General features: G+C 52.9%; 21 protein-coding genes. 14 read left to right on the top strand and 7 right to left on the bottom strand.

Annotation, left to right across the window (positions count from 1 at the left end; genetic code table 11):
• The first annotated feature begins 54 nt into the window (after positions 1 to 54).
• The 5 genes from rfbC to secA all read left to right on the top strand — a co-directional run bounded on the left by rfbC (position 55) and on the right by secA (position 7,261).
• Positions 55 to 633, top strand: a complete 579-nt coding sequence (gene rfbC / locus ACE5KN_RS07360) for a dTDP-4-dehydrorhamnose 3,5-epimerase (protein WP_375525943.1) — start codon at positions 55 to 57, stop codon at positions 631 to 633.
• A gap of 1 nt (position 634) precedes the next feature.
• Positions 635 to 2,449 carry a glycosyltransferase family 2 protein gene (locus ACE5KN_RS07355; protein WP_375533060.1) on the top strand — a complete coding sequence of 605 codons (1,815 nt, stop codon included), beginning with the start codon at positions 635 to 637 and terminating at the stop codon, positions 2,447 to 2,449.
• A 24-nt stretch (positions 2,450 to 2,473) separates the two neighbouring features.
• Positions 2,474 to 3,556 (top strand): CDP-glucose 4,6-dehydratase, encoded by a 1,083-nt coding sequence (gene rfbG, locus ACE5KN_RS07350; RefSeq protein ID WP_375525945.1) that lies wholly within the window; start codon positions 2,474 to 2,476, stop codon positions 3,554 to 3,556.
• A 112-nt stretch (positions 3,557 to 3,668) separates the two neighbouring features.
• Positions 3,669 to 4,232: a ribosome hibernation-promoting factor, HPF/YfiA family gene (gene hpf, locus ACE5KN_RS07345; protein ID WP_375525946.1), complete on the top strand. Its 564-nt coding sequence runs from the start codon at positions 3,669 to 3,671 to the stop codon at positions 4,230 to 4,232.
• Positions 4,233 to 4,810: 578 nt separating this feature from the next.
• Positions 4,811 to 7,261: a preprotein translocase subunit SecA gene (gene secA / locus ACE5KN_RS07340; RefSeq protein ID WP_375525947.1), complete on the top strand. Its 2,451-nt coding sequence runs from the start codon at positions 4,811 to 4,813 to the stop codon at positions 7,259 to 7,261.
• On the opposite strand, the gene ACE5KN_RS07335 is transcribed toward secA, so the two are convergent.
• Positions 7,258 to 7,428: a hypothetical protein gene (locus ACE5KN_RS07335; protein ID WP_375525948.1), complete on the bottom strand. Its 171-nt coding sequence runs from the start codon at positions 7,426 to 7,428 to the stop codon at positions 7,258 to 7,260. The two genes, secA and ACE5KN_RS07335, sit on opposite strands and share 4 nt — an antisense overlap.
• 23 nt (positions 7,429 to 7,451) lie before the next feature.
• Here ACE5KN_RS07335 and prfB point away from each other — a divergent pair.
• Together prfB and ACE5KN_RS07325 are read left to right on the top strand one after the other, a co-directional pair.
• Positions 7,452 to 8,565 (top strand): peptide chain release factor 2 gene (gene prfB, locus ACE5KN_RS07330; RefSeq protein ID WP_375525949.1). Its coding sequence is split into 2 segments (ribosomal slippage): positions 7,452 to 7,523 and positions 7,525 to 8,565, totalling 1,113 coding nucleotides; the frame shifts between segments, so codons are not numbered across the junction.
• Between the two features lie 163 nt (positions 8,566 to 8,728).
• Entirely contained in the window at positions 8,729 to 9,628 is a 900-nt protein-coding gene (locus ACE5KN_RS07325) for a YitT family protein (RefSeq protein WP_375525950.1), read from the top strand.
• Between the two features lie 52 nt (positions 9,629 to 9,680).
• Here the strand turns inward: ACE5KN_RS07325 and ACE5KN_RS07320 are convergent, their stop codons facing one another.
• From ACE5KN_RS07320 to ACE5KN_RS07305, 4 genes are all read right to left on the bottom strand, one after another.
• Positions 9,681 to 10,925 (bottom strand): MDR family MFS transporter, encoded by a 1,245-nt coding sequence (locus tag ACE5KN_RS07320; RefSeq protein ID WP_375525951.1) that lies wholly within the window; start codon positions 10,923 to 10,925, stop codon positions 9,681 to 9,683.
• 35 nt (positions 10,926 to 10,960) lie between these two features.
• On the bottom strand, positions 10,961 to 11,545 hold the full coding sequence (locus tag ACE5KN_RS07315) for an NADPH-dependent FMN reductase (RefSeq protein ID WP_375525952.1): 585 nt from the start codon (positions 11,543 to 11,545) through the stop codon (positions 10,961 to 10,963).
• A gap of 173 nt (positions 11,546 to 11,718) precedes the next feature.
• Positions 11,719 to 12,468, bottom strand: coding sequence for a response regulator (locus ACE5KN_RS07310; protein WP_375525953.1), 750 nt, complete (start codon positions 12,466 to 12,468; stop codon positions 11,719 to 11,721).
• A 29-nt stretch (positions 12,469 to 12,497) separates the two neighbouring features.
• A complete protein-coding gene (locus ACE5KN_RS07305) occupies positions 12,498 to 14,162 on the bottom strand; it encodes a GAF domain-containing sensor histidine kinase (RefSeq protein ID WP_375525954.1) in 1,665 nt (554 codons plus the stop codon).
• A gap of 144 nt (positions 14,163 to 14,306) precedes the next feature.
• On the opposite strand from ACE5KN_RS07305, the gene argC reads away from it, so the two are divergent.
• The 7 genes from argC to argH all read left to right on the top strand — a co-directional run bounded on the left by argC (position 14,307) and on the right by argH (position 22,644).
• On the top strand, positions 14,307 to 15,356 hold the full coding sequence (gene argC / locus ACE5KN_RS07300; RefSeq protein WP_375525955.1) for an N-acetyl-gamma-glutamyl-phosphate reductase: 1,050 nt from the start codon (positions 14,307 to 14,309) through the stop codon (positions 15,354 to 15,356).
• A gap of 22 nt (positions 15,357 to 15,378) precedes the next feature.
• Positions 15,379 to 16,605 (top strand): bifunctional glutamate N-acetyltransferase/amino-acid acetyltransferase ArgJ, encoded by a 1,227-nt coding sequence (argJ, locus tag ACE5KN_RS07295; protein WP_375525956.1) that lies wholly within the window; start codon positions 15,379 to 15,381, stop codon positions 16,603 to 16,605.
• A gap of 51 nt (positions 16,606 to 16,656) precedes the next feature.
• Positions 16,657 to 17,490 (top strand): acetylglutamate kinase, encoded by an 834-nt coding sequence (gene argB / locus ACE5KN_RS07290; RefSeq protein ID WP_375525957.1) that lies wholly within the window; start codon positions 16,657 to 16,659, stop codon positions 17,488 to 17,490.
• Positions 17,491 to 17,601: 111 nt separating this feature from the next.
• Positions 17,602 to 18,798, top strand: coding sequence for an acetylornithine transaminase (argD, locus tag ACE5KN_RS07285; RefSeq protein ID WP_375525973.1), 1,197 nt, complete (start codon positions 17,602 to 17,604; stop codon positions 18,796 to 18,798).
• Positions 18,799 to 18,868: 70 nt separating this feature from the next.
• Positions 18,869 to 19,825, top strand: a complete 957-nt coding sequence (argF, locus tag ACE5KN_RS07280; RefSeq protein WP_375525958.1) for an ornithine carbamoyltransferase — start codon at positions 18,869 to 18,871, stop codon at positions 19,823 to 19,825.
• Positions 19,826 to 19,901: 76 nt separating this feature from the next.
• Positions 19,902 to 21,134, top strand: coding sequence for an argininosuccinate synthase (locus ACE5KN_RS07275; protein WP_375525959.1), 1,233 nt, complete (start codon positions 19,902 to 19,904; stop codon positions 21,132 to 21,134).
• Between the two features lie 91 nt (positions 21,135 to 21,225).
• On the top strand, positions 21,226 to 22,644 hold the full coding sequence (gene argH / locus ACE5KN_RS07270; protein ID WP_375525960.1) for an argininosuccinate lyase: 1,419 nt from the start codon (positions 21,226 to 21,228) through the stop codon (positions 22,642 to 22,644).
• A gap of 817 nt (positions 22,645 to 23,461) precedes the next feature.
• Here argH and chrA read toward each other — a convergent pair.
• Positions 23,462 to 24,004 (bottom strand): chromate efflux transporter ChrA, encoded by a 543-nt coding sequence (gene chrA / locus ACE5KN_RS07265; protein WP_375525961.1) that lies wholly within the window; start codon positions 24,002 to 24,004, stop codon positions 23,462 to 23,464.
• Positions 24,001 to 24,594, bottom strand: a complete 594-nt coding sequence (gene chrB, locus ACE5KN_RS07260) for a chromate efflux transporter ChrB (RefSeq protein WP_375525962.1) — start codon at positions 24,592 to 24,594, stop codon at positions 24,001 to 24,003. Before chrB ends, chrA begins: the two co-directional genes overlap by 4 nt.
• Positions 24,595 to 24,603 lie beyond the last annotated feature (9 nt).

Genomic DNA, 24,603 nt, shown 5'->3' with positions numbered 1-24,603 from the left:
GTGGAATATATACCAATAAGATAACTTTATTTCAACCAACTAAAGGAGAGTAATATGCTGGTAAAGTCTACGACCTTAAATAAGGCGGCAGTGATTGAGTTGGAGCCAATTGAGGATAACAGAGGGTATTTTGCTAGAAGCTTCTGTAAAGGAACAATGGTCGAATATGGGATTGATTTTGATGTAGTTCAAACTAATGTGGCTTTCAATCATTATGCCCGTACGCTTAGAGGTATGCATTTTCAGGCCCCTCCCTTTTCCGAAGACAAGATTGTCTCTTGCTTTCAGGGGGCTATTTATGATGTAATCATTGATCTTAACAGAGACAGTTCCACTTTTGGTAAATGGTATGGTTTAACACTATCAGAGGAGAATCGTTTGGCACTGTACGTCCCGAAGGGATTTGCCCATGGATACCTCACTCTTACAGATAATACAAGTATACACTACATGGTCAGTGAATATTACACTCCTAGTTATGAGTCGGGAGTCCGCTGGAATGATCCGGCTTTTGAAATAGAATGGCCTTTTACAGAAAATCTGATCTTGTCTCCCAAGGATGAGCGATGGGAGGATTTTAATATTTACACCGACGGAATGATCCAAAGCAAGGGAGAAAATTATGGACAATAATATGGCAGCTCAGCTGCTTGGAACGTTACAGGCAGGCCGTGAAGGCATTGCTTATTTGGAAAACTGTATCCAACAGGGTGAATTAAACTTATCGGATCTTGTAATTCTAGATAACCTATCCGAGATGCTATGTGCTTTGGAAAGTTCGATATTACAAAGTTCGCCTCCGAACCGTGTAAAAGAAATCAATGCAAATATTTTATATTATATTGAACGCCTAAAAGAAAATGCAATTCATGATAACGTGGATGTGTTTTTATATGATTTTCGCTTTCATTTTCTTTCTTTGTTTAGGATATTGGAGTTTGAAATCGCCTATGTTGTTGAGAATTTCGTTAACAAGCAGAATTATCCCCATCTATATCCTGAAGTAGGGGAAGTGGACCATAATACAATTGCCCGGCGAGGACAAGAGGCTAAATGCAAAGTAAGCGTCATCCTACTGGCTTATAATAATCTCAGCTATACAAGGGATTGTGTAGAGAGTATTTTAATGAATACTGATGATGTGGATTATGAATTAATTCTAGTGGATAACGGTTCGACAGACGGTACAAAAGAGTATTTTGATTCGATACCTGGAGCAAAAGTAATCCATTTAAAATATAACGTTCATCTTGTAAAGGGATTTAATATTGGTCTGATGGCAGCAGAGGGGAAATATAGTGCTGCAGTTTGTAATGATTTTATTTTTACACCAAATTGGTTGAAAAATCTGATGATCTGTATTGAATCAGATCAAAAAATCGGTTTTGTTTCTCCGGGGGCAACGTCCATATCCAACATGCAACAGATAGATATCCCATTTGTTTCCAAAGCGGATTTTCAGGAAAAGGCAAGGCAATATAATATAAGCAACCCTGCTAAATGGGAGGAGCGGGTAGTGTTATTACCAAATGTTTTATGCTGCCCCACTGCACTCTTAGAGAGAATTGGTTATTATGATACGCGTTACTACCGAGGAGAATTTTTAGATGATGACATCAGTTTTAGAATTAGACGTTCTGGATATAAGCTCATTTATTGTGCAGATACTGTAACACACCACTATGGAAGTCTAACTACGACGAGCGATCATCTGACAAATTCCATGGAAGAAGGAAGACAAACATTTATCGATAGGTATGGTCTAGACGCTTGGATGGATGCGCGCATGCATCCGGCTTATATGCATTTCGACTATCCTAGTTTATCTGAAGTTAAATCAATACTTGGGGTGGATGCAAAGTGTGGAGCTACCTTGATACAAATCAAAAACCGGATTTGGGCAACTCATGGAATTAAGCCTAAGGTATCTTTCTGTACATTTGATCAAAAATACATGACTGATTTGTACTCTATTTCCCATGATGTCTTATTACTCGATAAACTCCTGGACTTACCGGCAGAACTCCATGATAAATATGATTTGGTTTTTATTGAAAAGCCACTGAATCATTTTTCTGAAGATTTAGATATGATCTTCAGCAAGCTTGCCAAGGTTATGAATGCGGGCGCGAGATTGATCTTTATGGTTAGCAACAGCATTAGCATAGAAACAATATATGAGATGCTTAACTCTTCTTCGGCTGTACACAATCGAAAGATCTATAACAGGGATATGCTTCTTTTGCAGGCAAGGTCAAACGGTTTTGAGGCTGTTTCTGTAATTAATACTATGTCAGACCGTAGTCCCGTGACCAATCAAATTGTGGAGGGAATCGCTATGCTTTTAGCTGGGGGTAGAGAAGTAGAGGCGAAGCATGTAGAGTCATTACTAAAAATGGATTACGGACTTTACCAAATGAACTATAGAGCAAATAGTAATGCATTTTAAGCGCCGGATAGGAGTTTCTTTATGATGAACTTAGCTATAGTGGATAAGGACTTTTGGGCTGGGAAGAAGGTGTTCCTAACGGGACATACGGGTTTCAAAGGAAGCTGGTTAAGTCTATGGCTTCACAGCATGGGGGCAGAAGTGACAGGTTACTCTTTGTCAGCTCCAACAACCCCCTCGCTTTTTGAACTGGGGAAATTAAAAGATATTTTTGTGGAGTCGGTCAGTGGTGATGTTACCGATTTTGAAGCACTGAAAAAAGCTTTAGACAAGGCGAATCCAGAGATCGTGATTCATATGGCTGCTCAACCATTGGTCCGTAGGTCTTATCAGGATCCTATTCAGACTTATAATACGAATGTAATGGGAACTGTAAATATAATGGAGGCCGCGCGCATCAATGGCTCAGTCCGTGTAATCCTAAATGTCACTACGGATAAGTGTTATGAAAATCGGGAATGGCATTGGGGATATCGTGAAAATGAACCTTTGGGCGGTTACGATCCCTATTCTAGCAGTAAAGCGTGCTCTGAGCTGATCACTTCTGCTTATCGACAATCCTTTTTTCAAGGAACAGGCATTATGGTTGGGACAGCCCGTGCCGGGAATGTCATTGGTGGCGGTGATTGGGCCGAGGATCGTTTGATTCCCGACCTTATTAAAGCATTTATGAAGGGAGAACAGATTCAAATCCGTAATCCGGAAGCTGTCCGTCCTTGGCAGCATGTATTGGATCCTTTATCTGGATATTTACTCCTTTGTCAACGCTTATATGAAGGTGGTGAGGAATATACGCAGGCCTGGAATTTTGGCCCAAGGGACAGTGATGCAAAACCAGTTGAGTGGATTGTGAATCAGATGTCAGGCAAGTGGCCTTATGAACATCCGGGTTATCAGGTTGTAAGAGAGGATCACATTCATGAAGCAAACATGCTTAAGTTGGACTGCTCTAAATCTATGAATGAGCTCAATTGGACTCCAAGATGGACATTGGACCAAGCTCTGGACGCTACCATTCAATGGACACTCGGTTATTTGCAGGGTAGAAATTTGCAGGAACTATGTAAGGAACAGATTGCTGCATATCAGGCTGAAAGTAAAATTTAATTTGGTGATTTGCGGAGCGAATCGCGTTAACACTTTTCCGCATAAGCCTATCCTGTTTTTTACTCCCGCTTAACAAATGTGGTATACTGAAGGTGCAAAGGAGGCGTGCCATATGAACTTTACCGTTCGAGGTCAACAGATCGATGTTACTGACGCTTTGAGAGAGTATGTTGAGAAGAAATTCAGCAGGCTTGAGAAGTACTTCGATGCACCGCCAACATCTGATGGAAGTGTCACGTTAAGCACGACAAGAGGACTAAGCACCGTGGAAGTAACTATTCCTTTGCCGGGGGTGCTGCTCCGGGCTGAAGACAGGAGCGAAGACATGTACGCGTCCATTGACGCGGTAGCGGACAAGCTGGAACGCCAGATCCGCAAGCACAAAACCAAGCTGAACCGCAAGTTCCGCCAGGAGGGCGGTCTGAAGTCGCTGTTCGTGGAGCAGCCGGCTGCGGAAGTGGAGGTTCCCGAGGCTGTAGAGGATGAGCAGAGCGATGAGCTGGAAGTGGTCCGTACCAAACGCTTTTTATTGAAGCCGATGGATGTGGAGGAAGCCATCCTGCAGATGAACATGATCGGGCATAATTTCTTTGTGTTCTCCAACATTGAAAATCAGGAAGTAAATGTGGTTTACAAACGTAATGACGGGAAGTATGGTTTGATCGAGCAAGAATGACCGCTTCACCAGGTACGGATGGACCACCATAACCGAATACAAGCGAGCCCTTGTTCCAGGCATATGTCTGGACCGGGGCTTTTTTAGATTATACAATTTATAGAGTTTCAGTGGAGCCGAACGATTCTCTGATCGCAAGAAAAAAATTCCGCTAATCGCAGTCTTTTTTTCTTTATGTATGCGTCGATAGACGGTATTCCTATTTTACAAAGCCTGATAAAAAGTGATAAATACGAAACCTAATCGGCATCCGCTTCGTCTTTATTTTTTAGATTAATGAAAGTTTTCAGCGGAGCTGAAGCTTTCTTTGATCGCAAGAAAAACTTCCACTAAATGCGGTCTGTCTTCTGTGAAAGTACACCGATAAACGTTTGGTCTTATACAATGAAAGGAAGTGGATTTTGCAGATATTGCACAGCCCGTGTGTGTTGCGGCAACTCCCACAAACTGTTACAATTTATCCAAAGACTTTTTTTCTGAAAATGGCAAGCTGAAAGGTACGAATCAATTTCATTTTCATGGACCCTTTTGTTTGTGAAATTGATTCCATCAATTGTTTTGCGCGAAAGGGGTAAGCCATGCTAGGCATAGTAAAAAAAATATTCGGAGACACGAATGAACGGGACGTCAAACGTCTGATGAAGACGGTTGACCTGATCAATAAGATGGAGCCGGATTTCGAGGCTCTTACTGATGAACAACTGAAAGGAAAAACGGAGGAATTCCGCAGCCGCCTGGAGCAGGGGGCAACGCTGGACGAGCTTCTGCCTGAAGCGTATGCTACTGTGCGTGAAGCGTCCAAACGCGTGCTGGGCAAACGTCATTATGATGTTCAGATGCTGGGCGGGATGGCGCTGCATGAAGGCAAAATTGCCGAGATGAAGACAGGTGAAGGGAAGACGCTGGTCGGAACTCTGCCTGTATACCTGAATGCTCTTGCAGGAAAAGGTGTGCACGTGGTTACGGTCAACGATTACCTGGCCCAGCGCGACAGCGCCGAAATGGGGCAGATTTACGAATTTCTCGGCATGACGGTTGGTTTGAATCTGAACGGCATGGATCATGGCGCCAAGCAGCATGCGTACGCCTGTGATATTACGTACGGAACCAACAATGAATTCGGTTTTGACTATCTGCGTGATAACATGGTGCTGTATAAGGAACAGATGGTTCAACGTCCTCTTCAGTTCTGTATTATTGACGAAGTTGACTCCATTCTGATTGACGAGGCGCGGACGCCGCTGATCATTTCGGGACAGGCGCAGAAATCGACAGAGCTGTATTTTGCGGCCGACCGCTTTGTGAAGACGCTGGCGGTTGAAGAGGATTACACGGTTGACGTGAAGGTGAAATCGGTCGCGTTGACGGAGAACGGCGTATCCAAGGCGGAAAACTTCTTCGGGATTGATAATCTGTACGACCAGGCTAACGTGACGATTAACCATCACGTCGTACAAGCGTTGAAAGCGAATGTAATCATGCGCCGCGACGTGGATTATGTGGTGACCGAAGATGAGGTTGTTATCGTCGATGAATTCACGGGCCGTCTGATGGCCGGCCGCCGTTACAGTGACGGTCTGCACCAGGCGATTGAAGCGAAGGAAGCCATCGGCGTACAGAACGAGAGCATGACGCTGGCGACCATTACCTTCCAGAACTATTTCCGTATGTACCGCAAGCTGGCAGGTATGACCGGTACGGCCAAAACCGAGGAAGAAGAGTTCAAGAAAATTTACGGGCTTGAGGTACTTCAGATTCCGACAAACCGTCCGAACCAGCGTGTGGATATGCCTGACGTTGTGTACAAGAGCGTGAAAGGCAAGTTCAAGGCGGTTGTTGATGAAATTGTGGAGCGCCACCAGAAGCAGCAGCCTGTACTTGTTGGTACAGTTTCCATTGAGAACTCCGAGCTGCTGTCCGAAATGCTGAAGCGCAAAGGCGTGAAGCACAAGGTGCTGAACGCGAAATACCATGCGGAGGAAGCGGAAATTATTTCGCGTGCGGGCGAAGCCGGCTCGGTTACGATTGCGACGAACATGGCCGGCCGTGGTACGGATATTGTGCTGGGTGAAGGTGTAGCGGAGCTCGGCGGACTTCATATCATCGGTACGGAGCGCCACGAGTCCCGCCGGATTGACAATCAGCTGCGCGGCCGTGCGGGCCGTCAGGGCGACCCGGGGTCAACGCAGTTCTACCTGTCTCTGGGCGACGAGCTGATGAAGCGCTTTGGCGCCGACAATGTACTGAATATGATGGAGCGCCTCGGCTTTGAGGAAGACCAGCCGATCGAGAGCCGAATGATTACACGTGCGATCGAATCCGCCCAGAAGCGGGTGGAAGGCAACAACTTTGATCTCCGGAAAGTCGTGCTGCAGTATGACGATGTGATGAACCAGCAGCGGGAGATTATTTACAAGCAGCGCCGTGAAGTGCTCGAGTCGGAGAACATCAAAGAGATTGTATTCGACATGATCAAGCCTACCATCGAGCGTATAGTTGAAGCGCACTGTGGGGACGAGATTCCCGAAAACTGGGAGCTTGAAGAAGTGGCCGATTACGTTAACAACAAGCTGCTGGAAGAAGGCGCAGTGAGCCGTGACGATCTCTGGGGCAAAGAGAAGGAAGAGATTGTTGAGCTGCTGTTCGAGAAAGTTACAGCCAAGTACAACGCCCGTGAAGCAGAAATCGGCGAGGAAATGGTTCGCGAATTCGAGAAGGTTATCGTGCTGCGTGCAGTAGACAGCAAGTGGATGGACCATATCGATGCCATGGATCAGCTTCGTCAGGGTATCCACCTTCGCGCTTATGGCGGTACCGATCCGCTGCGTGAATATCAGTTCGAAGGCTTTGAGATGTTCCATGAAATGATCGCAAGCATCCAGGAAGAGGTTTCGACTTATGTGATGAAAGCGCAAATCGAATCGAACCAGGAGCGCCAGGCGGTTGTGGATGAGAAGAAGATGTCCACCAGCGGAGAGCCTGCGACACCGAAGCAGAATAGAGCAGCACGGAGAGCCAACAAATCTTAAGGCGACTGGCTTTGGGATGGCATAAGTATATATAGAATAATCGGCTTGGCAGCAGCTTGTGCATAATAAACCGCTGCCAGGCGGACATACGGCTCCTTGGAGAGCAGCGGGAATGGATGCGCATTGACATGCGGCGGTTCATTCCCGGCTGCGATCCGGGGGCTCATTTCATGAGAAGGAGTTTTGCGGAATGATCGATCCAAGTGTAAAACATGATTTGCGCGAAATAAGCAAGAAACTAACAAATCTTAGGGGGTCTCTTTGACTTAGATCTGAAGCAGGAGATGATCGCCAACTTTGAGGAGAAGATGGCGGCCCCCGATTTTTGGGATGACAATGAGAAGGCACAGGGTATTATTGCGGAAATGAATGCAGTCAAATCCTCTGTTGACCAGTATGAGGAGCTCCGCAAGGAATACGAGGATGCATCCATGATGGTGGAGCTGGCTGATGAAGAAGGCGATGAGGAGCTGGCGGCAGAAGTTACGGGCAGCGTGTCTGCTTTGGTCGCCAGGCTGGAGGAATTCGAGCTGCAGCTGCTGCTGAACCAGCCATACGATAAGTCAAACGCCATTCTGGAGCTACATCCGGGTGCTGGCGGAACCGAGTCGCAGGATTGGGGGCAAATGCTGCTCCGCATGTATACCCGCTGGGCCGAGAAGCGCGGCTTCAAGGTGGAGACGCTGGACTACCTGCCTGGAGATGAAGCGGGGATCAAGAGTGTTACGCTGTTGATCAAAGGCTTTAACGCCTACGGTTATTTGAAAGCGGAGAAGGGCGTTCATCGTCTGGTGCGGATCTCGCCGTTTGACTCGTCAGGACGACGTCATACATCGTTTGTATCCTGCGACGTCGTGCCTGAGATCGCGGATGACGTGGAGATCGAAATCCGCACCGAGGATTTGAAGATCGATACGTACCGCGCCAGCGGTGCTGGCGGCCAGCACATCAATACGACCGATTCGGCCGTACGGATCACCCACCTGCCGACAGGCATCGTGGTCACCTGCCAGAACGAAAGATCCCAGATCAAGAACCGTGAACGTGCCATGACGATGCTGCGGTCGAAGCTGTATGAGCGCAAAATTGAAGAGCAAGAGCAGCAGCTGGCGGAAATCCGAGGGGAACAGTCGGATATTGCGTGGGGCAGCCAGATTCGCTCCTACGTGTTTCATCCCTATAGTATGGTAAAGGATCACCGTACCAATGTTGAAACAGGAAACGTGGGCGCAGTGATGGATGGAGACCTCGATGCATTTATCGATGGTTACCTGCGCAGCCAAATCAAGGTGGAAACCGAATAATCCAACCCTTCCTACACGAGGTGTATGTTTTTTAAGTACACTTTGTGTAGGAATTTTTTTGCTTAAAATCAGGTGCCTTTGCCGTTGCTGTGCATGTATTCTTTGGCGGCTGTGGGGTAACAACGAATATATCGATAAACGATGTTAAAGGAGAAATTGAACGATGTCTTCATCTTATTCACCATCTGAACGGAGAAAGCGAATTGCAGAAAGAATTCCTGCATCGGGGCCAAGGCGAAATGTGCTGGATGTCATTTTGATTGTCTTGGGCTCCTTTATCACAGCACTGGCTTTTAACATGTTTTTGCTGCCGAGCCGGATTGCTTCCGGCGGAGTGTCCGGTCTGTCGATTCTGGCTCAGGCCTGGTTCGGGCTGGAGCCGGCTTTTACACAGTGGGCGCTCAATATTCCGCTGTTCATCGCCGGTGTGCTGCTGCTTGGCAGGCAGTATGGCATCCGTTCGCTGCTGGGAAGTGTGCTGCTGCCGCTGTTTGTCTATTTTACAAGTGATTGGCCTGTACCAACAACGAACCCGCTGCTTGCTTCATTATATGGCGGGATTGGTGTTGGTCTGGGACTGGGGATTGTTTTCAGGGGACGGGGATCAACCGGCGGATTGAGCATTTTGGCACAGATCATTCAGAAATATACGGGTTTCAGCTTTTCGTTGTCGGTTGTGCTGCTGGATGGGACGGTTATTGTGCTGGCAGGCTTTGCTCTTTCACCGGAAAACGCGCTGTATGCCCTAATCGGCCTATATATCACTGGTAAAGTCATTGATGCAGTGGAAATGGGGCTTGGTTATTCCAAGGTGGCCTATATTATTTCTAATCATAAAGAGAAAATAGCGAGAGCCATTCTGGTGGATCTGGACAGGGGGCTGACTGAGCTGGCGGGCCGCGGCGGCTTCACACAGGAGGATCGTCCCGTGCTCATGGTTGTGGTGGGGCAGAACGAAGTCACCCGGCTCAAAACACTCGTCAGATCTGTAGACCCGGATGCGTTTGTCATTATTGGCAATACGTACGAGGTGCTGGGCAAAGGGTTTAAAAGAGAAAGCTGACCATGAGGTCTTAAGATGGCTGCTAAGGAGGCAGCCATCTTAAGCGCCACTCTTAACGGGCAGAATGAATTTCCCGCTTTGGGCTTGCGAGAGGGCGCTGCCATTTCCGGTAGGCGCCAAACAGAAACGGCAGGCCACACGCGGTGGCGCAGGCAATCAGGCTGAAGACCAGCAGAGCGCGATCGGTGCCGAAGGCGTCCAGTAGGAGGCCCCCCAGCAGAGGCCCCAGCATATAGCCAGTGCTCGACAAGCCCATAACGCCGAAGTAGGTGGCCCGCAGCTCTTTCGGGGCCAGCTTGTCAACCAGAGTATCCGACAACGTGAAGACAAGCACTTCCCCGACGGAATAAATCAATGCGCCAAGCAGCAGCCACCAGAATGAGGTGAAGAGGCCGAACATTAGCATGCTGCCGGACACGAGCACGCCGCCTGCCATCATGAGCACCATGGGGGGCAGATAGCGGGCACAGCGCATGACAGGGTACTGCACGGCAAGAACGGCGACGGCGTTCAGGGTTAGCATGTAGCCATAGAGCACAGGGCCATTCTCTACATACGGGCTCATGGTTAAATGCTGGGGCAGCGTTGTACTGAATTGACCGAAGCCGATATTGGTCAGCAGCGAGCCGATGAGCAGGAGCATAAACAGTTTGTCGGCGCTTGTTATGCGCAGGGCAGCCGGCATTCCCGGAAAGGCATGTTCTTCTGTGACAGATGCTGATTCAGGCGGCGCGTGCCTGCTGAACTGAACGGCCAGGACCACTCCATATAAAAGGTAGACCAGACACGGAATGAGAAACAAGGAGGCCGAGCCCGCAGTGCCAAACCGGATGCCGATCAGCGGTCCCAGCATAAACCCGGCGTTAATGGCCGCATAACGCAGGTTGAACACCAGAAGCCGCTGTTCCGGCGGAGTGACATCGGACAGCAGAGCACGCGACGCCGGCTCGAATACCGAACGGCATACCCCGTTCAACGCATTGACGGCGAAGAACATCCACAGCTGATCCGCTGCAGCGAAGCCGGCAAATACGGCGGCCCAGCCGCAGGCGGAGAGCAGCAGCACTGTTTTGCGGCCGAGCCGGTCGGCGGCGTAGCCGCCCCAAAAGCTGGCCGTCAGCCCTGCGAGAGAGCTGACGGCGGTAACAAAGCCGGTTTGTGAAGGAGAGGCCCCCAGCGTTTGGGTCAGGTAAATGGCCAGGAACGGCAGGCTCATGGACATTGCCATCCGGCTGCATACCGTGCCGATCATAATGGTCCAGGCCAGGGGATGAATGGAGCGTATTTGTTGGAGCATGGGGGCACCTCCTCTATAAAGAGTGTTTTATCCGATCAGGGCGTGTCAGCGGTAGTGCCTTGTCCGCTGTGAAGACCCTCTGCCAGCCGCAGGAAAGACCGGACAGCGCTGAAAATGCGTTCGTCCGCTTCCGGAACTGGCTCGTGTACGCCGGTCCGAAAGCCGGTCACACCTTCGAAGCGGCTGCGCAGGCTGCCGCCAATGGATATCCATTCCGGGGAGCTTACGCCATGCAGATTACGGACGATGGCTTGCAGCTGCTGCAGCGAGCTGATGCCGACCGCGCCCCCGGCCGTGCTGGCGGTCAGGACAGCCTTGCCTTTAAACTGCGCCTGGCCGAGGTAGTCGAGCGCGTTCTTGAGTACACCGCTGATGCTGCCGTGATACTCCGGCGTGGTCAGCATGATGGCGTCAGCCTCTCCAAATGACCGTAGCAGCTGTTCTACGCCGGGATGCTGCAGGTTTTCCGCTTCGGGGGAATAAAGCGGAAGCGGCGTATGATACAGATGGATCAGGCGGACAGTATGTCCCGACTCGCGCATAATGGCTGCGGCATATTCCGCCAGCCCGCTGCTGGCCGCGTTTTTACGGTTGCTACCAGTAAGAATGACAATATTCATAGTAGGTTCCTCCTGTGGATTGGTATGTCGTCAGCAGCATGTGCTGTTTCTAATTGCATCTTACCTTATTGGCGCAGTGGGAGCGTCGGCAGCGGGATGTATCTTTGCATGGCAAAAACGCTCAGCCGCAAGGCCGAGCGTCTACAACTTTGGTATGAGACGGAATGGGCGTTCTAGCTGCCGGTTCCGTTTTTTAATGCAAAAATGGCCGCCTGCGTCCTGTCGGCAAGCTCCAGCTTGTCGAGCAGGTGGCTGACATGAGTCTTGACCGTTTTTTCCGTAATGACCAGTTTTTCTGCAATCTCGCGGTTGTTTAATCCGCAGGCGATCAGGTCCAGCACCTCGCGTTCCCGTGGCGTCAGCCGCTCCAGGTGAGAATAAGCGGGTACGCTTGTGGTGTGGCTGCGGCTTTCGCGCAGAGCTTCAACATTCCCCTCTTCTCCCGCATGATATGAAGGAGTTGTTTCCTGTACACTTGGAACTCCTATCAGTCCCTGAGCATCCGGGGAAGACATCAGCCTCATCAGTTCTCCTGCTGCGTCGGGGTGCAGCTCAACCTTGCCTTGATGTACCCTCCGGATGGCATCCGCCAGGTCGGAGGGTTCGATATCTTTCAGCAAGTATCCTTTAACGCCGGCCTGGACGGCAGGCAGCACATGGGCTCTGTCGTTGAAGGAGGTCATGACGATCACCCTGATCTGAGGATGCGCCGCTCTCAGCTCCCGGGTCGCCGCAATGCCATCCATCACCGGCATGTTCAGGTCCATCAGAACCACATCAGGCTGCAGCAGGGCAGCCTGCTCCAGCGTTTCCGTTCCGTTGGAAGCTTCGCCGACCACATGGATATCCGGCTGGGTGGACAAGAAGACCTGCAGCCCTTTGCGCACCATGGCATGGTCGTCCGCCAGCAGCAGTTTAATCATAATCTGGGCTCCTCCCGTTATCTTGATTTTTATCGCGAAAACCCGTTTAGGGGGATGACAGCTTCCACAACAGTTCCGTTTCCGGCGCTGCTCACAATTGTACAGCTTCCTCCCAGCAGCTCTGCCCGGTGCCTCATGTTGGCCAGGCCGTAATGTGCGCCCTCGGTGGATGGTCGCTCTGCCGCTCCGCCGCGTCCCTGGTCTTCAATACGCAGCACCGCGCGGTCCGGAAGCAGTCGCAGCCTAATGTCGGCCGCGCCAGTTCCCGCATGCTTGACAACATTGTTCAGGGCTTCCTGCCCAATGCGCCAAAGCGTATCCTCGGCCTGCGAGGGAAGCTGGCTGACGCCCTCCATTTCCGCATGGATCTCCAGTCTCAGCATGGCTCCATATTCCTGCAGCGCAGCCAGCAAGCCTGCCTCAAGGCCTGCGGGCCGCAGCTGCTTGATGAGGCTGCGCATTTCCTGCAGGGCCGTCTGAGACAGCTGGCGCATGTCGCGGACAGCGGCGGCGGCCGGTCCGTCGTTCTCCCCCACAAGCATACCCTCTACGCCCTTGGCTGTCAGCGACAGGGAGAATAACAGCTGGCTGACGGAGTCATGCAAATCCCTTGCCAGACGGTTGCGCTCCTCCAGGCGGGTCAGCAGCCGCTGCTGCTCCTCCAGCTTCACCCGCTCCAGCGTGACGGTAATATGCTCCGCAACGGCCTCAATCACAACAGCGTCGACCTGCGCGGCTTCCTCTTCCTTGCCGGAGCAGGCGACAACCAGCACGGCCGGCTGTTGGCACCAGGACGGAACAGCAGCTGCAAAGGCAGCCTTCAGCCGTGTCCCGTTGCCGCCTGCCGCCCGGCGCAGCTCCGCCAGCTCGGCGGCTGAGGCGCGCACGGGCCGACTGGATGCTGCACCCCTCATGAGCAGGGGAAGCAGCAGCCCGTCGGCCGAAATACCTTCGCGGGACAGGCCGCTTCCCGCATATAGGCTGCGCAGAGCATAGCCGCCTTCCTCGGGCTCGAATAGCGCGGCAACCGGCCAATCCGGGAATGTCTCGCCGATCAGCCGGGTTACGCGGTCAGCCACCAGGCACAGCCTTGTACCCGAGCCTGCAGCCATTTTCGCCAGCTCGCCTCCGAATTCGCCCGCTTTGCTGAATAGCCGCGCCCGGCGCTGCTCCGCTTCGAACAGCCGAATGCGCTCCAGTGCGCCGCCGATCTGCAGCGCCACGGACTGCAGGAGCGCCAGCTCGCTGTCCGTAAAATGGTTTTTGCCGGGGGCGGCTACGTTCATCAGCCCGTAGCTGCGTTCTGCGGAACGCAGCGGGACGGTGGCGTGATGGGTGATTCCCCCGGTGTCTGCGGTCCGCTGCTCCTCAGCGTCTTCAAGCCGCTTGCAGTTCAGGATGTTGACGGCATTATGCAGCCGTCCGCCCCAGTACTTGTCCACGCACCAGCAGCTGCCGCATTTCATGGGCTGCTTGTCTCTGTATGTGAGGGCAGGAGGCAAATTTCGGTCGGCAACAAATTCATATTCATGCGAGGCGTCCATCAGAAAAATCCACCCTGTTGTCAGCCCGGTTAAATCCAGCAGCTGCCCAAGCACATTTTGCAGCATCGGCTGCAGGGTGCTGGAGTGATTCAAGGTTTCGGCGATGGTTTTCAGCGTGATGAGCTCCTGCATGCGTGCAGAGTTATTCATACGGCCCCTCGCTTTCTTATGATTTATAGAGTCTATTTATTATAGCATCGGCCACGTATAAACTTAACATGGAATGGTTGTATTTATATGAATACGGATGTATAATAATACACATCTCGAACAGAGCGGAATGGGGGAGCAGTCTTGAACAGTAAAATAAAAGTGGCAATCATCGGTTCCACCGGCTACGGCGGGGTGGAACTGATTCGTTTTTTACAGCATCATCCGCAAGCGGAAATTGTTTCGGTTATTTCATCCTCCAGCAGTGGAACGCCCATTAGCGAAGGCTTCCCGCATTTGACGGATATTATGGTTCAGGATCTGGACGGAGTCGTGGTGGAGGAGATTGCCGCCAAGGCTGATCTTGTATTTACCGCAACGCCGTCTGGCGTAAGCACAAAGCTGGTTCCGCAGCTGCTCGACGCGGGTCTGAAGGTCGTTGACCTGTCTGGGGATTTCAGGCTGAAGGATGGCGCTTCGTACGAACAGTGGTACAAGAAGCCGGCTGCTCCCGCCTCTTATCTGGAACAGGCTGTATACGGGCTGGCAGAGGTGTACGGCGACCGCGCCGCAGGTGTTCCTTTCATTTCTAACCCGGGATGTTATCCAACGGCTACTCTACTGGGGCTAATTCCGGCGCTCAAGGCGGGCCTGATCGATCACCGCAGCATCATTATCGATGCGAAATCCGGCGTGTCCGGCGCAGGCCGCGGCACCAGCCTGATGACGCATTTTGCGGAAATCAACGAAAATTTCAAGGCGTATAAAGTGAACAAACATCAGCATATACCGGAAATTGAGCAGGTGCTTGGGGATGTGGCAGGAGAGCAGGTTACGGTTACTTTCACCACCCAGCTGGTGCCGATGACACGCGGCATTATGAGCACCATGTATGCGACGATGAACGGAAGTTATACAGATCAAGATTTGGTTGATCTGTATAGGGAGTACTATAAAGGCCGGCCGTTTGTGCGCGTCCGCAATGCCGGTGTATGGCCGGCAACTAAGGAAGTAACCGGCTCCAACTATTGCGATATCGGTTTTGCTGTAGATACGAGGACGAACAGGGTGACGATTATTTCAGTCATCGATAATGTCGTCAAAGGCGCGGCAGGCCAGGCTATTCAAAATATGAATCTCATGATGGGATGGGAGGAAAACCTCGGGCTCGGCTTGACGCCGATCTATCCGTAATGCGGATACGGGGGAGATGGACATGGGGAAACCAACGTTTGATATCGTGAGCGAAGGCTCGATTATAACACCACGCGGCTTCAGCGCCGGCGGGCTGCACTGCGGTCTGAAAAAGACAGACCGGAACGATTTGGGGGCGATCCGCTGCGAGGTGCCTGCGACGGCGGCAGCCGTGTACACCACCAACCTGTTCCAGGCGGCACCGCTGAAGGTGACACGGGAAAGTCTGGTTGACGGAAGGCTGCAGGCGGTCGTCGTCAACAGCGGCAATGCCAATGCCTGCACAGGGCAGCAAGGCGAGGAAGACGCCTATGCGATGCGTGCCTCGGCGGCACGGGAGCTTGGCGTGGCGGAAAGCGATGTGGCTGTGGCATCCACGGGTGTCATCGGCGAGCTGCTGAAGATGGACGCGGTCCATGCGGGTATCCAAGCGCTGCCCGAGCAAATCAACAGCGGCCGTGATGGGGCGGAAGCCTTCTCGCAGGCTATTTTGACAACAGATCTGGTGAAAAAGGAAGCGTGCGTTTCGCTTGTCATCGACGGGATCACTGTTCATATCGCCGGTGCCGCCAAAGGCTCGGGCATGATCCATCCCAATATGGCGACCATGCTTGCTTTTATGACCTGTGATGCGGCCGTGGAGCAGGCGTCCTTGCAGCGGCTGCTGAAGCAGGCGACGGATGTGACGTTTAATATGATTACCGTGGACGGTGATACGAGCACGAACGATATGCTGGTCGCCATGGCAAGCGGGCTGGCGGGCAACAAAGAGCTGAACGCGGAGCATCCGGACTGGGAAGCATTTGCGGAGGCATTCACCTACGTCTGCCGCGTGCTGGCGCAAAACATTGCCGGGGATGGCGAAGGAGCAACGAAGCTGGTGGAGGTGTCCGTGAGCGGGGCAGTCAGCGATCTGTCGGCCAGAGCCATCGCGAAGACCGTCATCGGCTCCAGTCTCGTCAAGTCGGCCATGTTTGGGGCGGATGCCAACTGGGGGCGGATTATCGCCGCCGTGGGCCGTGCAGGAGAGCCGGTCAATCCGGAGACCGTCGATATCCGGCTCGGCGATATTGTTGTGCTGAGGGACTCGAGCCCGGTAGCGTTTGATGAAGAAGAGGCCCTGGCCTATTTGCGTGGGGACACGGTGCGAATCGTTGTGGATCTGCACAATGGCGACGGTGTCGCTACAGCGTGGGGATGCGATTTGACCTATGATTATGTGCGAATTAACGCGGCTTACCGGACGTAAGCGGTGGCGCAAGGGGCATTTATATATACATGCGGGAAGAGGAGGTTTGCAATGAATACCTCAACGGACAAAATAGCTCAGGCGGCGCCGGAACAGCTGGGCTCCAGCTTTGTTATGAAATGCGGTGGCAGCACGCTGGCGGCGCTGCCGGATTCCTTCTTCGACGATCTGGTGCAGCTGCAGCGGGACGGCAGGCAGCCGGTCATTGTACATGGCGGCGGTCCGGCCATCTCCGATACACTGACGAAGCTCGGCATTGAAACGGAGTTCGTCAACGGACTGCGCCGCACGACCGAAGAGGTGCTGGACGTGGTGGAAATGGTGCTTGCAGGCAGCATCAACAAGCAGATTGTGCGCCGCATCATGATGCGCGGGGGCAAGGCTGTCGGCCTGTCCGGCGCGGACGGTCTTCTGATTCAGGCGCGTCCAGTCGCCAACAGCGCAGCGGTTGGCTGGGTCGGTGATGTGACAGCGGTCAACGCGGAGCTGATCGGTGGCGTAGTGGAGATGGGCTACATGCCGGTCATCGCGCCGGTCGGGATCGATGCTGAGGGCCAGCGCTATAACATCAACGCCGATACAGCAGCGGGGGCGGTGGCATCTCACATCGGGGTAAGCAGAATGATTGTGGTGACGGATGTGCCCGGTATTATGCGTAATGTGAACGGCGTCAAGAAGGTGCTGCCATCGGTCACGGTGCAGGAGATTGAGGATATGATCAGCACGGGGGAAATTTATGGCGGCATGATTCCGAAGGTGCGGGCAGCCATTGCGTGCATTCAGGGCGAAGTCCGCGAGGTGGTCATTGTGGACGGAACGGAGCCGCAGGTGCTCAGCCGTGTTCTGAACGGAGAAAATATAGGCACGAGAATAGCCAGAATGTAGCACGATTTTTGAATGAAAATTTGATCCGGCCGCAGCGCCGGCATGAACAGGAGCGTGAATGATATGAGTAACGGGCACAATGCGGCAGCGGGCGGAGCCGCAGTGAAGGAAATGGCGGCAGGCAAAGGTCAGGAGAGCGCTTTGTTTCCCACGTATGCAAGATATCCGCTGAGCCTTGTCAAAGGAGAAGGCAGCTGGCTGTGGGACGACCAGGGAAAACGCTACCTTGATTTCATGTGCGGCCTGGCGGTGACCAACCTGGGGCATGCGCCCAAAGCGGTAGCTGAGCGGTTGAAGCAGCAGATTGATACGCTGTGGCATGTATCGAATCTTTTTCAGATTCCGGGCCAGGAGCAGGCCGCACAATTGCTGACAGCCAATAGCTGCGCGGATGCAGTGTTTTTCTGCAACAGCGGGGCTGAAGCGAATGAAGCAGCCATCAAGCTGGCGCGCCGCTACCACCAGAAGGTAAAGAAGGACAATCGCTACGAGATTATCACGTTTACGCAGTCTTTTCACGGACGGACACTTGCGACATTGACGGCTACCGGACAGGATAAGGTGAAGGAAGGCTTCCTGCCTCTGCCGGCCGGCTTCAAAAGCGTACCGCTCCATGACAAAGAAGCTCTGAAAGCCGCGGTCAGCGATGTAACGGCAGCCGTTATGCTGGAAATAGTGCAGGCCGAGGGTGGCGTGTATCCGGTGGAAGCGGATTTTGTGGATTACATTGTGGAGCTGTGCCTTGAGCACGGACTGCTGCTGATCATTGATGAAATCCAGACCGGTATGGGTCGTACGGGCAAATTGTTTGCCCACGAGCATTATGGCATTGAACCTGATATTTTCACCATTGCCAAAGGGGTAGGCAGCGGCTTCTCCGTGGGCGCGATGCTGGGCAAAGGCTATCTGCGGGAAGCCTTCACGGCGGGCAGTCACGGTTCGACGTTCGGCGGTACACCGCTCGCCATGGCAGCAGTCAACGCGACGGTGGAAATCATTGTTGGCGAGAAGCTGGCGGACCGGGCGGCGGAAATGGGCGAATATCTTATGGAGCGTTTGAACAGCAGTCTGGGCGAGAATCCTTTTGTCAAAGAAGTGCGGGGCAAGGGGCTGCTTATCGGCATCGAATGCACGGAGCCGGTAGGCGAGCTGGTACTGGCCGGACAGCGGAAGGGATTGCTGTTTGTGACAGCGGGACCGAATGTCGTCCGCTTTCTGCCTAACCTCTATGTAACAAAGGAAGAGATCGACCAGGCGGTGGCTATACTCGCGGAAGTCATTGAAGAGCATACGGCTGCGAAAAAATAAACCGGTGCAGGCATAAAGCTGAGGACGTACGCTGCACCTCATTTTACCCATATTGAAAGGAGACCCTCTCATGAGCCAAACGGAAGAGAAGCTGAAGCTCGACCTGAAAGGGCGGGATTTTATAGAGCTGAACGATTTTACAACCGAGGAGATTCAATACCTGATCGATCTGGCGGTGGAGCTCAAGCGCAAGCAGAAGAACGGAGAAGTGTATCAGCCGCTGCAGGGCAAGACGCTGGGCATGGTTTTTGAAAAGTCCTCGACACGCACCCGCGTATCCTTCGAGGTGGGGATGTATCAGCTGGGAGGGCATGCGCTGTTCCTGAGCAAAAATGACATCCAGCTCGGCCGGGGTGAGCCGATCAGCGATATGGCGCAGGTGATGTCCCGCTATCTGGATGGCATCATGATCCGCACGTTCGGTCATAACAATGTCACCGATCTGGCGCGTTACGCCACGGTGCCTGTCATCAACGGTCTGAGCGATCTGGCGCATCCGTGCCAGGTGCTGGCGGACTACCAGACGGTCTATGAGAAGAAGGGGAAACTCAAAGGCCTCAAGGTTGCTTATATCGGAGACGGCAATAACATGGCCCATTCCCTGATGATCGGCGGAGCCAAGCTGGGCATGCATGTGTCCATCGCCAGTCCTGCCGGTTATGAGCCGGACAAGAGCATCGTGGCGGAATGCAAGGAGATTGCCAAGGAGACAGGCAGCGATATCGTGGTCACCACCAGCCCGCAGGAAGCGGTCAAGGATGCCGATGTCATCTATACGGACGTTTGGGCAAGCATGGGCTTCGAGGAGGAACAGAAGCAGCGCGAGGCGGCTTTTGCAGATTTTCAGGTGAACGAAGAGCTGGTTAAGCTGGCAAAGCCGGACTATCTGTTCATGCACTGCCTGCCGGCGCACCGCGGGGAAGAAGTGACCGCAGGCGTCATCGACGGTCCGAATTCCGTTATTTTCGATGAGGCGGAAAACCGGCTGCACGCGCAAAAGGCGCTGCTCGTTGCTTTAATGGCTTAACAGTAAAGCATATGAACTATATACTTAATGAAATATATATGCGATGAATATGGATTCACAGGGAGGAAGCGGCGTAATGGCAAAAGAAAAAATTGTACTGGCGTATTCCGGAGGTCTGGATACGTCGGTCATCCTGAAATGGCTGAAGGAAACCTATGATGCGGAGATTATCGCTTTTACGGCGGATATCGGGCAGAAGGAGGAGCTGGACGGGCTGGAGGAGAAAGCGCTGGCTACCGGTGCCTCCAAGGTATACATCGACGACCTGCGCGACGAATTCGCCAAGGACTTTATTTATCCGATGTTCCAGGCGGGCGCTTTATATGAAGGCCAATATCTGCTCGGCACAAGCATCGCTCGTCCGCTGATCGCCAAGCGGATGGTAGAGATTGCCCAGGCGGAAGGCGCGACAGCCATTGCTCACGGTGCTACAGGCAAAGGCAACGACCAGGTGCGTTTCGAGCTGAATGCGGCGGCGCTGACACCTGACATCAAGGTCATTGCGCCTTGGCGGCTGGAGGAGTTCCGCAACCAGTTCCCGGGCCGTGCGGAAATGATCGCTTATGCGGAAAAGCACGGCATTCCGGTGACTGCTTCTGCAGCGAAGCCATATTCCACAGACCGCAATCTGCTGCATATCAGCTACGAAAGCGGCATGCTGGAGGATCCTTGGTTTGACCCGAGCACACCGGAGAACAAGGACATGTTCCTGCTGAGCAATGATCCCGAGGATGCTCCGGACACGCCTGAGTACCTGGAACTGGAATTTGAGCAAGGCAACTGCGTGGCCTTGAACGGCGAGCGGCTGAACCCGCTGCAGGTCATGGAGCAGCTGAACGAGCTGGGCGGCAAGCACGGTATCGGCCGTGTCGACATGGTGGAAAACCGTTTCGTCGGCATGAAGAGCCGTGGTGTATACGAGACGCCAGGCGGCACGATCCTGTTCACGGCGCACCGCAAAATGGAATCCATTACGATGGATCGTGAGGTCATGAATTTGCGTGACAGCCTGATTACGAGATACAGCACACTGGTGTATAACGGCTTCTGGTTTGCTCCGGAGCGCCTGGCACTGCAGGCGCTTGTGACGGAGAGTCAGAAAAACGTAACAGGTACGGTACGCGTAAAGCTGTATAAAGGCAATGTGATCGGCGCTGGCGTGAAAAGTCCGGTCAGCTTGTACAATCCGGACATCGCCACCATGGAAGCCGATCCTACCCAGGCATATGATCAAGGGGACGCAACGGGCTTTATCCGCCTGAACGCGCTCCGTTTGAAGGTATATTCGGGTGTAAATCAGAATAAATAAGGCAGAACTTATTGCACAATATTCAAAAAGTGCGGGCCGTCCTTGTCCGGTGACAGGGGCGGCCCGTACCGCAAGAGAGGGGACAGCAGAAATGAGCAAGCTGTGGGGCGGACGTTTTACGAAGCAGACGAACAAGCTCGTGGAAGAGTATACGGCTTCCATCAACTTTGACAAAGCGCTGGCTGAGGAGGATATTCAGGGCAGTCTGGCCCATGTCACAATGCTGGGCAAATCCGGAATCGTGCCGCAGGAGGATGTCGAGATCATTAAAGCAGGCCTGCAAAAGGTGCTGGAGCGTATCCGCAAGGGAGAGATTGAGTTCTCCGTTTCGGATGAGGACATCCATATGAACATTGAGAAAAATCTGATCGAAGAGATCGGACCGGTCGGCGGCAAGCTGCATACAGGCCGCAGCCGCAATGATCAGGTGGCGACGGACATGCACCTGTACCTGCGCGGCCGTGTGGTCGATCTTGTTGGCATGCTGCATGCCGTTCAGGAGGCGCTGATTGCCCAGGCGAAGGACAACCTGGATACGATCGTGCCTGGCTATACGCACCTGCAGCGGGCACAGCCGATCCTGTTCGCCCATCATTTGATGGCTTATGTATCCATGTTCGAGCGGGATATCGACCGTCTGAAGGACAGCTACAAGCGGATCAACATCCTGCCTTTGGGCGCAGGCGCGCTGGCGGGAACGACATTCCCGATCGACCGCCATTTTGTGGCGGAGCAGCTCGGTTTTGACGGCGTATACGAGAACAGCCTGGATGCGGTGAGCGACCGCGACTTTATTGTTGAATTCCTGGCAGCTGCTTCGCTGATCATGACGCACCTGTCCCGGCTGAGCGAAGAGCTGGTGCTGTGGAGCAGCACGGAATTCAGCTTTATCGAGCTGGACGATGCGTTCTGCACAGGCAGCAGCATCATGCCGCAGAAGAAAAATCCGGACGTGCCCGAGCTGGTGCGCGGCAAGACCGGCCGTGTCTACGGCAACCTGATGGGGCTGCTGACCGTACTGAAGTCACTGCCGCTGGCCTACAACAAGGATATGCAGGAAGACAAGGAAGGCATGTTCGATACGGTGGCGACGCTGGAAGGCGCGCTGCAGCTGTTCGCACCGATGATCGCCACCATGAAAGTCAACAAAGGGCGTATGCGGCAGGCGGTCAACCAGGATTTCTCCAATGCGACGGATATCGCGGATTTCCTGGTCGGCAAAGGGCTCCCTTTCCGGCAGGCGCATGAGGTGATCGGCAAGACGGTGCTGTACTGCATCCAGAACGGCAAATATCTGCTCGACCTGACCCTGGACGAGTTCAAGCAGTTCTCCGAGCTGTTTGACGATCGTATTTATGCTGTGCTGCAGCCGGAAGCAGTGGTTAACGCCCGCAATGTATACGGCGGAACCGCTACAACGCAGGTGGCGGACGCGATAACGCGCAGTGAGAAAACGCTGCAGGCTACGGTGGAGTGGCTGGAGCTCCGCCGGGGTAACGCTGAAGCATAGTAGTAGAAGCATAGCAGTTAGACCATAACGGTTGAAGCATAACAGCTAGTGTATAACAGTTGAAGTCAAAAGGAAGAGGCCCAGGGAGTTGAATTGAACTTCGACCCTGTAGGCCTCTTCCTTGTTCTATTGAGGCAGGTTTAGCTTTGGAACGTGGACAGACTGACCTTTTGGTATGCGGACAGGAGAGTCATTTTATGACGAAATGAGGCTTGTTTTCTCCCTAGACGGACAGAGGCGCAGCTATTTATACAAAAGTCTGCTGCTCAGACACTAGCGTTGCATTAACTCTTGCGCAAGACAACTTGTAGCCCTGATCCTTTTCAGATTTCCCGTAAAAGCTCAGGTTTCGAGCCGATTCGTGCGCCCCCCGGAAATCTAACGGGTGTAGCAGCTTCTATTTTACGAAAAAAAGACCTTTTCAAATTTTAACGGTCGTGATCGACGTTATTTGCCTTAATCTAGGCGAAAATGTCCCGGTCAAGCGAAATAAGCTCCATGGCAACCGCTATAATTTGAAATCAACGTTTTTGGAACCAATAGCGACTGTGGCATCCGTTAGAATAGTTTTGCGGTTAGAAAATGTATCTTTGTCATATTTGTTGCAACGCTAATGTTATGTAGAAACTATTTTCGGCCAAAAAGGTCTCTGCGGTCCGCGAACCCTGTCTGGGAACACAGAAGTTCACAATTAAGGGCCATGAGGTCCGCAGGTACTTGGGTTAGCTTCAAATCCTGGGCCTGGATCCAGGCCAGAGTATGGACCCAGTCCAGAGTACGGATCCAGGCCAGGCTCCGTCCAGACCATGGATTCAACCTAAACCATATGCGACAGCACCAGACCGCCGTATACGAATGCCGCCACAATCACCAGCGCAGGATGAATCTTGCGCAGATTCATGGCCCAGAAGGCGACGGCGGCAATGCCGAGCGTCTGCCAAATGCCGATGGAAGCAAACGAAGTGGCCCCCATCTGCCAGGTGAGCACGGCCATCATCACCGCGATGACTGGCTGTACAAGCAGTGTCATGCCCTTGACGACGGGGGACTGCCGGTATTTGGCCATGACGCGCAGCAGGATGATGAGCGCGGCAGCCGAAGGGACTATGGTGGCAGCCAATGCGATCAATCCGCCGAACCAACCCGACACGTCATAACCGACAAAGGCGGCGATTTTGGTGGCAATGGGTCCGGGCAGGGCGTTGCCGAGCGCCAGCATGTTGGAAAAAGCCTGGTCATCCAGCCAATGATAGCGGGGTACGATTTCCTCATACATGAGCGGGATCGAAGCAGGCCCTCCGCCATATCCCAGGACATTGGCAATAAAAAATCCGAGCAGCAGCTGCAGCCATTCCATCATTGGGCCTCCTCCTTCTCCTTGCGGCGGTCCTTCAGCTTCGCAACCAGCCGGAAATGCACGGCACCATAGGCGAGGAACAGGACGATTACAATGGCTGGATGAATTTCAATGACTTGAAGCAGCAGCAGGGAAACGATAAAAAAGGCGACCCCCACATATTTGCCCAGCCCCTTGATGGCCTTTTCCCCGAATTCGTAAGCCATCGTTCCGAGCATCACCGCCACAACCGGGGTTACTGCCGCAATCATGCCTGCCACGACCTTCGAGGTGCTCAGGAACTGAACGGCCGAGAGCAGTGCTACCATGGCAATCGAGCTTGGCAAAATATGCGCGAGAACCGCAATGACGGCGCCGAGCACACCTTTTTGCCTGTAACCGAGGTAGGCTGCCATTTTGGTGGCAATGGGTCCGGGCAGGGCGTTGGCTATGGCCAGTGTCTCTCCGAATTCGTCGTCCTCCAGCCATTTATAGCGAGTGACGGCTTCGTAACGAATCAGGGGAATGACTGAGGGACCGCCCCCATAACCGAGAATGCCGGTGCGGATCATGGCGGCCGACAGATTCCAATAGATTTTTCCTGATGATTTCATGGTTTACAG

This window comes from Paenibacillus terreus (assembly GCF_042138595.1).
GTDB lineage: Bacteria > Bacillota > Bacilli > Paenibacillales > Paenibacillaceae > Paenibacillus > Paenibacillus terreus.
The sequence above is the reverse complement of the archived record's forward strand: the minus strand, read 5'-3'. Positions and strand labels throughout refer to the sequence as shown.

Excerpts from the sequence above, each read along its gene's own strand:
- rfbC (WP_375525943.1), top strand. The coding sequence starts at position 55 with ATGCTGGTAAAGTCTACGACCTTAAATAAGGCGGCAGTGATTGAGTTG.
- ACE5KN_RS07355 (WP_375533060.1), top strand. The coding sequence starts at position 635 with ATGGCAGCTCAGCTGCTTGGAACGTTACAGGCAGGCCGTGAAGGCATT.
- rfbG (WP_375525945.1), top strand. The coding sequence starts at position 2,474 with ATGAACTTAGCTATAGTGGATAAGGACTTTTGGGCTGGGAAGAAGGTG.
- hpf (WP_375525946.1), top strand. The coding sequence starts at position 3,669 with ATGAACTTTACCGTTCGAGGTCAACAGATCGATGTTACTGACGCTTTG.
- secA (WP_375525947.1), top strand. The coding sequence starts at position 4,811 with ATGCTAGGCATAGTAAAAAAAATATTCGGAGACACGAATGAACGGGAC.
- ACE5KN_RS07335 (WP_375525948.1), bottom strand. The coding sequence starts at position 7,428 with ATGAGCCCCCGGATCGCAGCCGGGAATGAACCGCCGCATGTCAATGCG.
- ACE5KN_RS07325 (WP_375525950.1), top strand. The coding sequence starts at position 8,729 with ATGTCTTCATCTTATTCACCATCTGAACGGAGAAAGCGAATTGCAGAA.
- ACE5KN_RS07320 (WP_375525951.1), bottom strand. The coding sequence starts at position 10,925 with ATGCTCCAACAAATACGCTCCATTCATCCCCTGGCCTGGACCATTATG.
- ACE5KN_RS07315 (WP_375525952.1), bottom strand. The coding sequence starts at position 11,545 with ATGAATATTGTCATTCTTACTGGTAGCAACCGTAAAAACGCGGCCAGC.
- ACE5KN_RS07310 (WP_375525953.1), bottom strand. The coding sequence starts at position 12,468 with ATGATTAAACTGCTGCTGGCGGACGACCATGCCATGGTGCGCAAAGGG.
- ACE5KN_RS07305 (WP_375525954.1), bottom strand. The coding sequence starts at position 14,162 with ATGAATAACTCTGCACGCATGCAGGAGCTCATCACGCTGAAAACCATC.
- argJ (WP_375525956.1), top strand. The coding sequence starts at position 15,379 with ATGGGGAAACCAACGTTTGATATCGTGAGCGAAGGCTCGATTATAACA.
- argB (WP_375525957.1), top strand. The coding sequence starts at position 16,657 with ATGAATACCTCAACGGACAAAATAGCTCAGGCGGCGCCGGAACAGCTG.
- argD (WP_375525973.1), top strand. The coding sequence starts at position 17,602 with ATGGCGGCAGGCAAAGGTCAGGAGAGCGCTTTGTTTCCCACGTATGCA.
- argF (WP_375525958.1), top strand. The coding sequence starts at position 18,869 with ATGAGCCAAACGGAAGAGAAGCTGAAGCTCGACCTGAAAGGGCGGGAT.
- ACE5KN_RS07275 (WP_375525959.1), top strand. The coding sequence starts at position 19,902 with ATGGCAAAAGAAAAAATTGTACTGGCGTATTCCGGAGGTCTGGATACG.
- argH (WP_375525960.1), top strand. The coding sequence starts at position 21,226 with ATGAGCAAGCTGTGGGGCGGACGTTTTACGAAGCAGACGAACAAGCTC.
- chrA (WP_375525961.1), bottom strand. The coding sequence starts at position 24,004 with ATGATGGAATGGCTGCAGCTGCTGCTCGGATTTTTTATTGCCAATGTC.
- chrB (WP_375525962.1), bottom strand. The coding sequence starts at position 24,594 with ATGAAATCATCAGGAAAAATCTATTGGAATCTGTCGGCCGCCATGATC.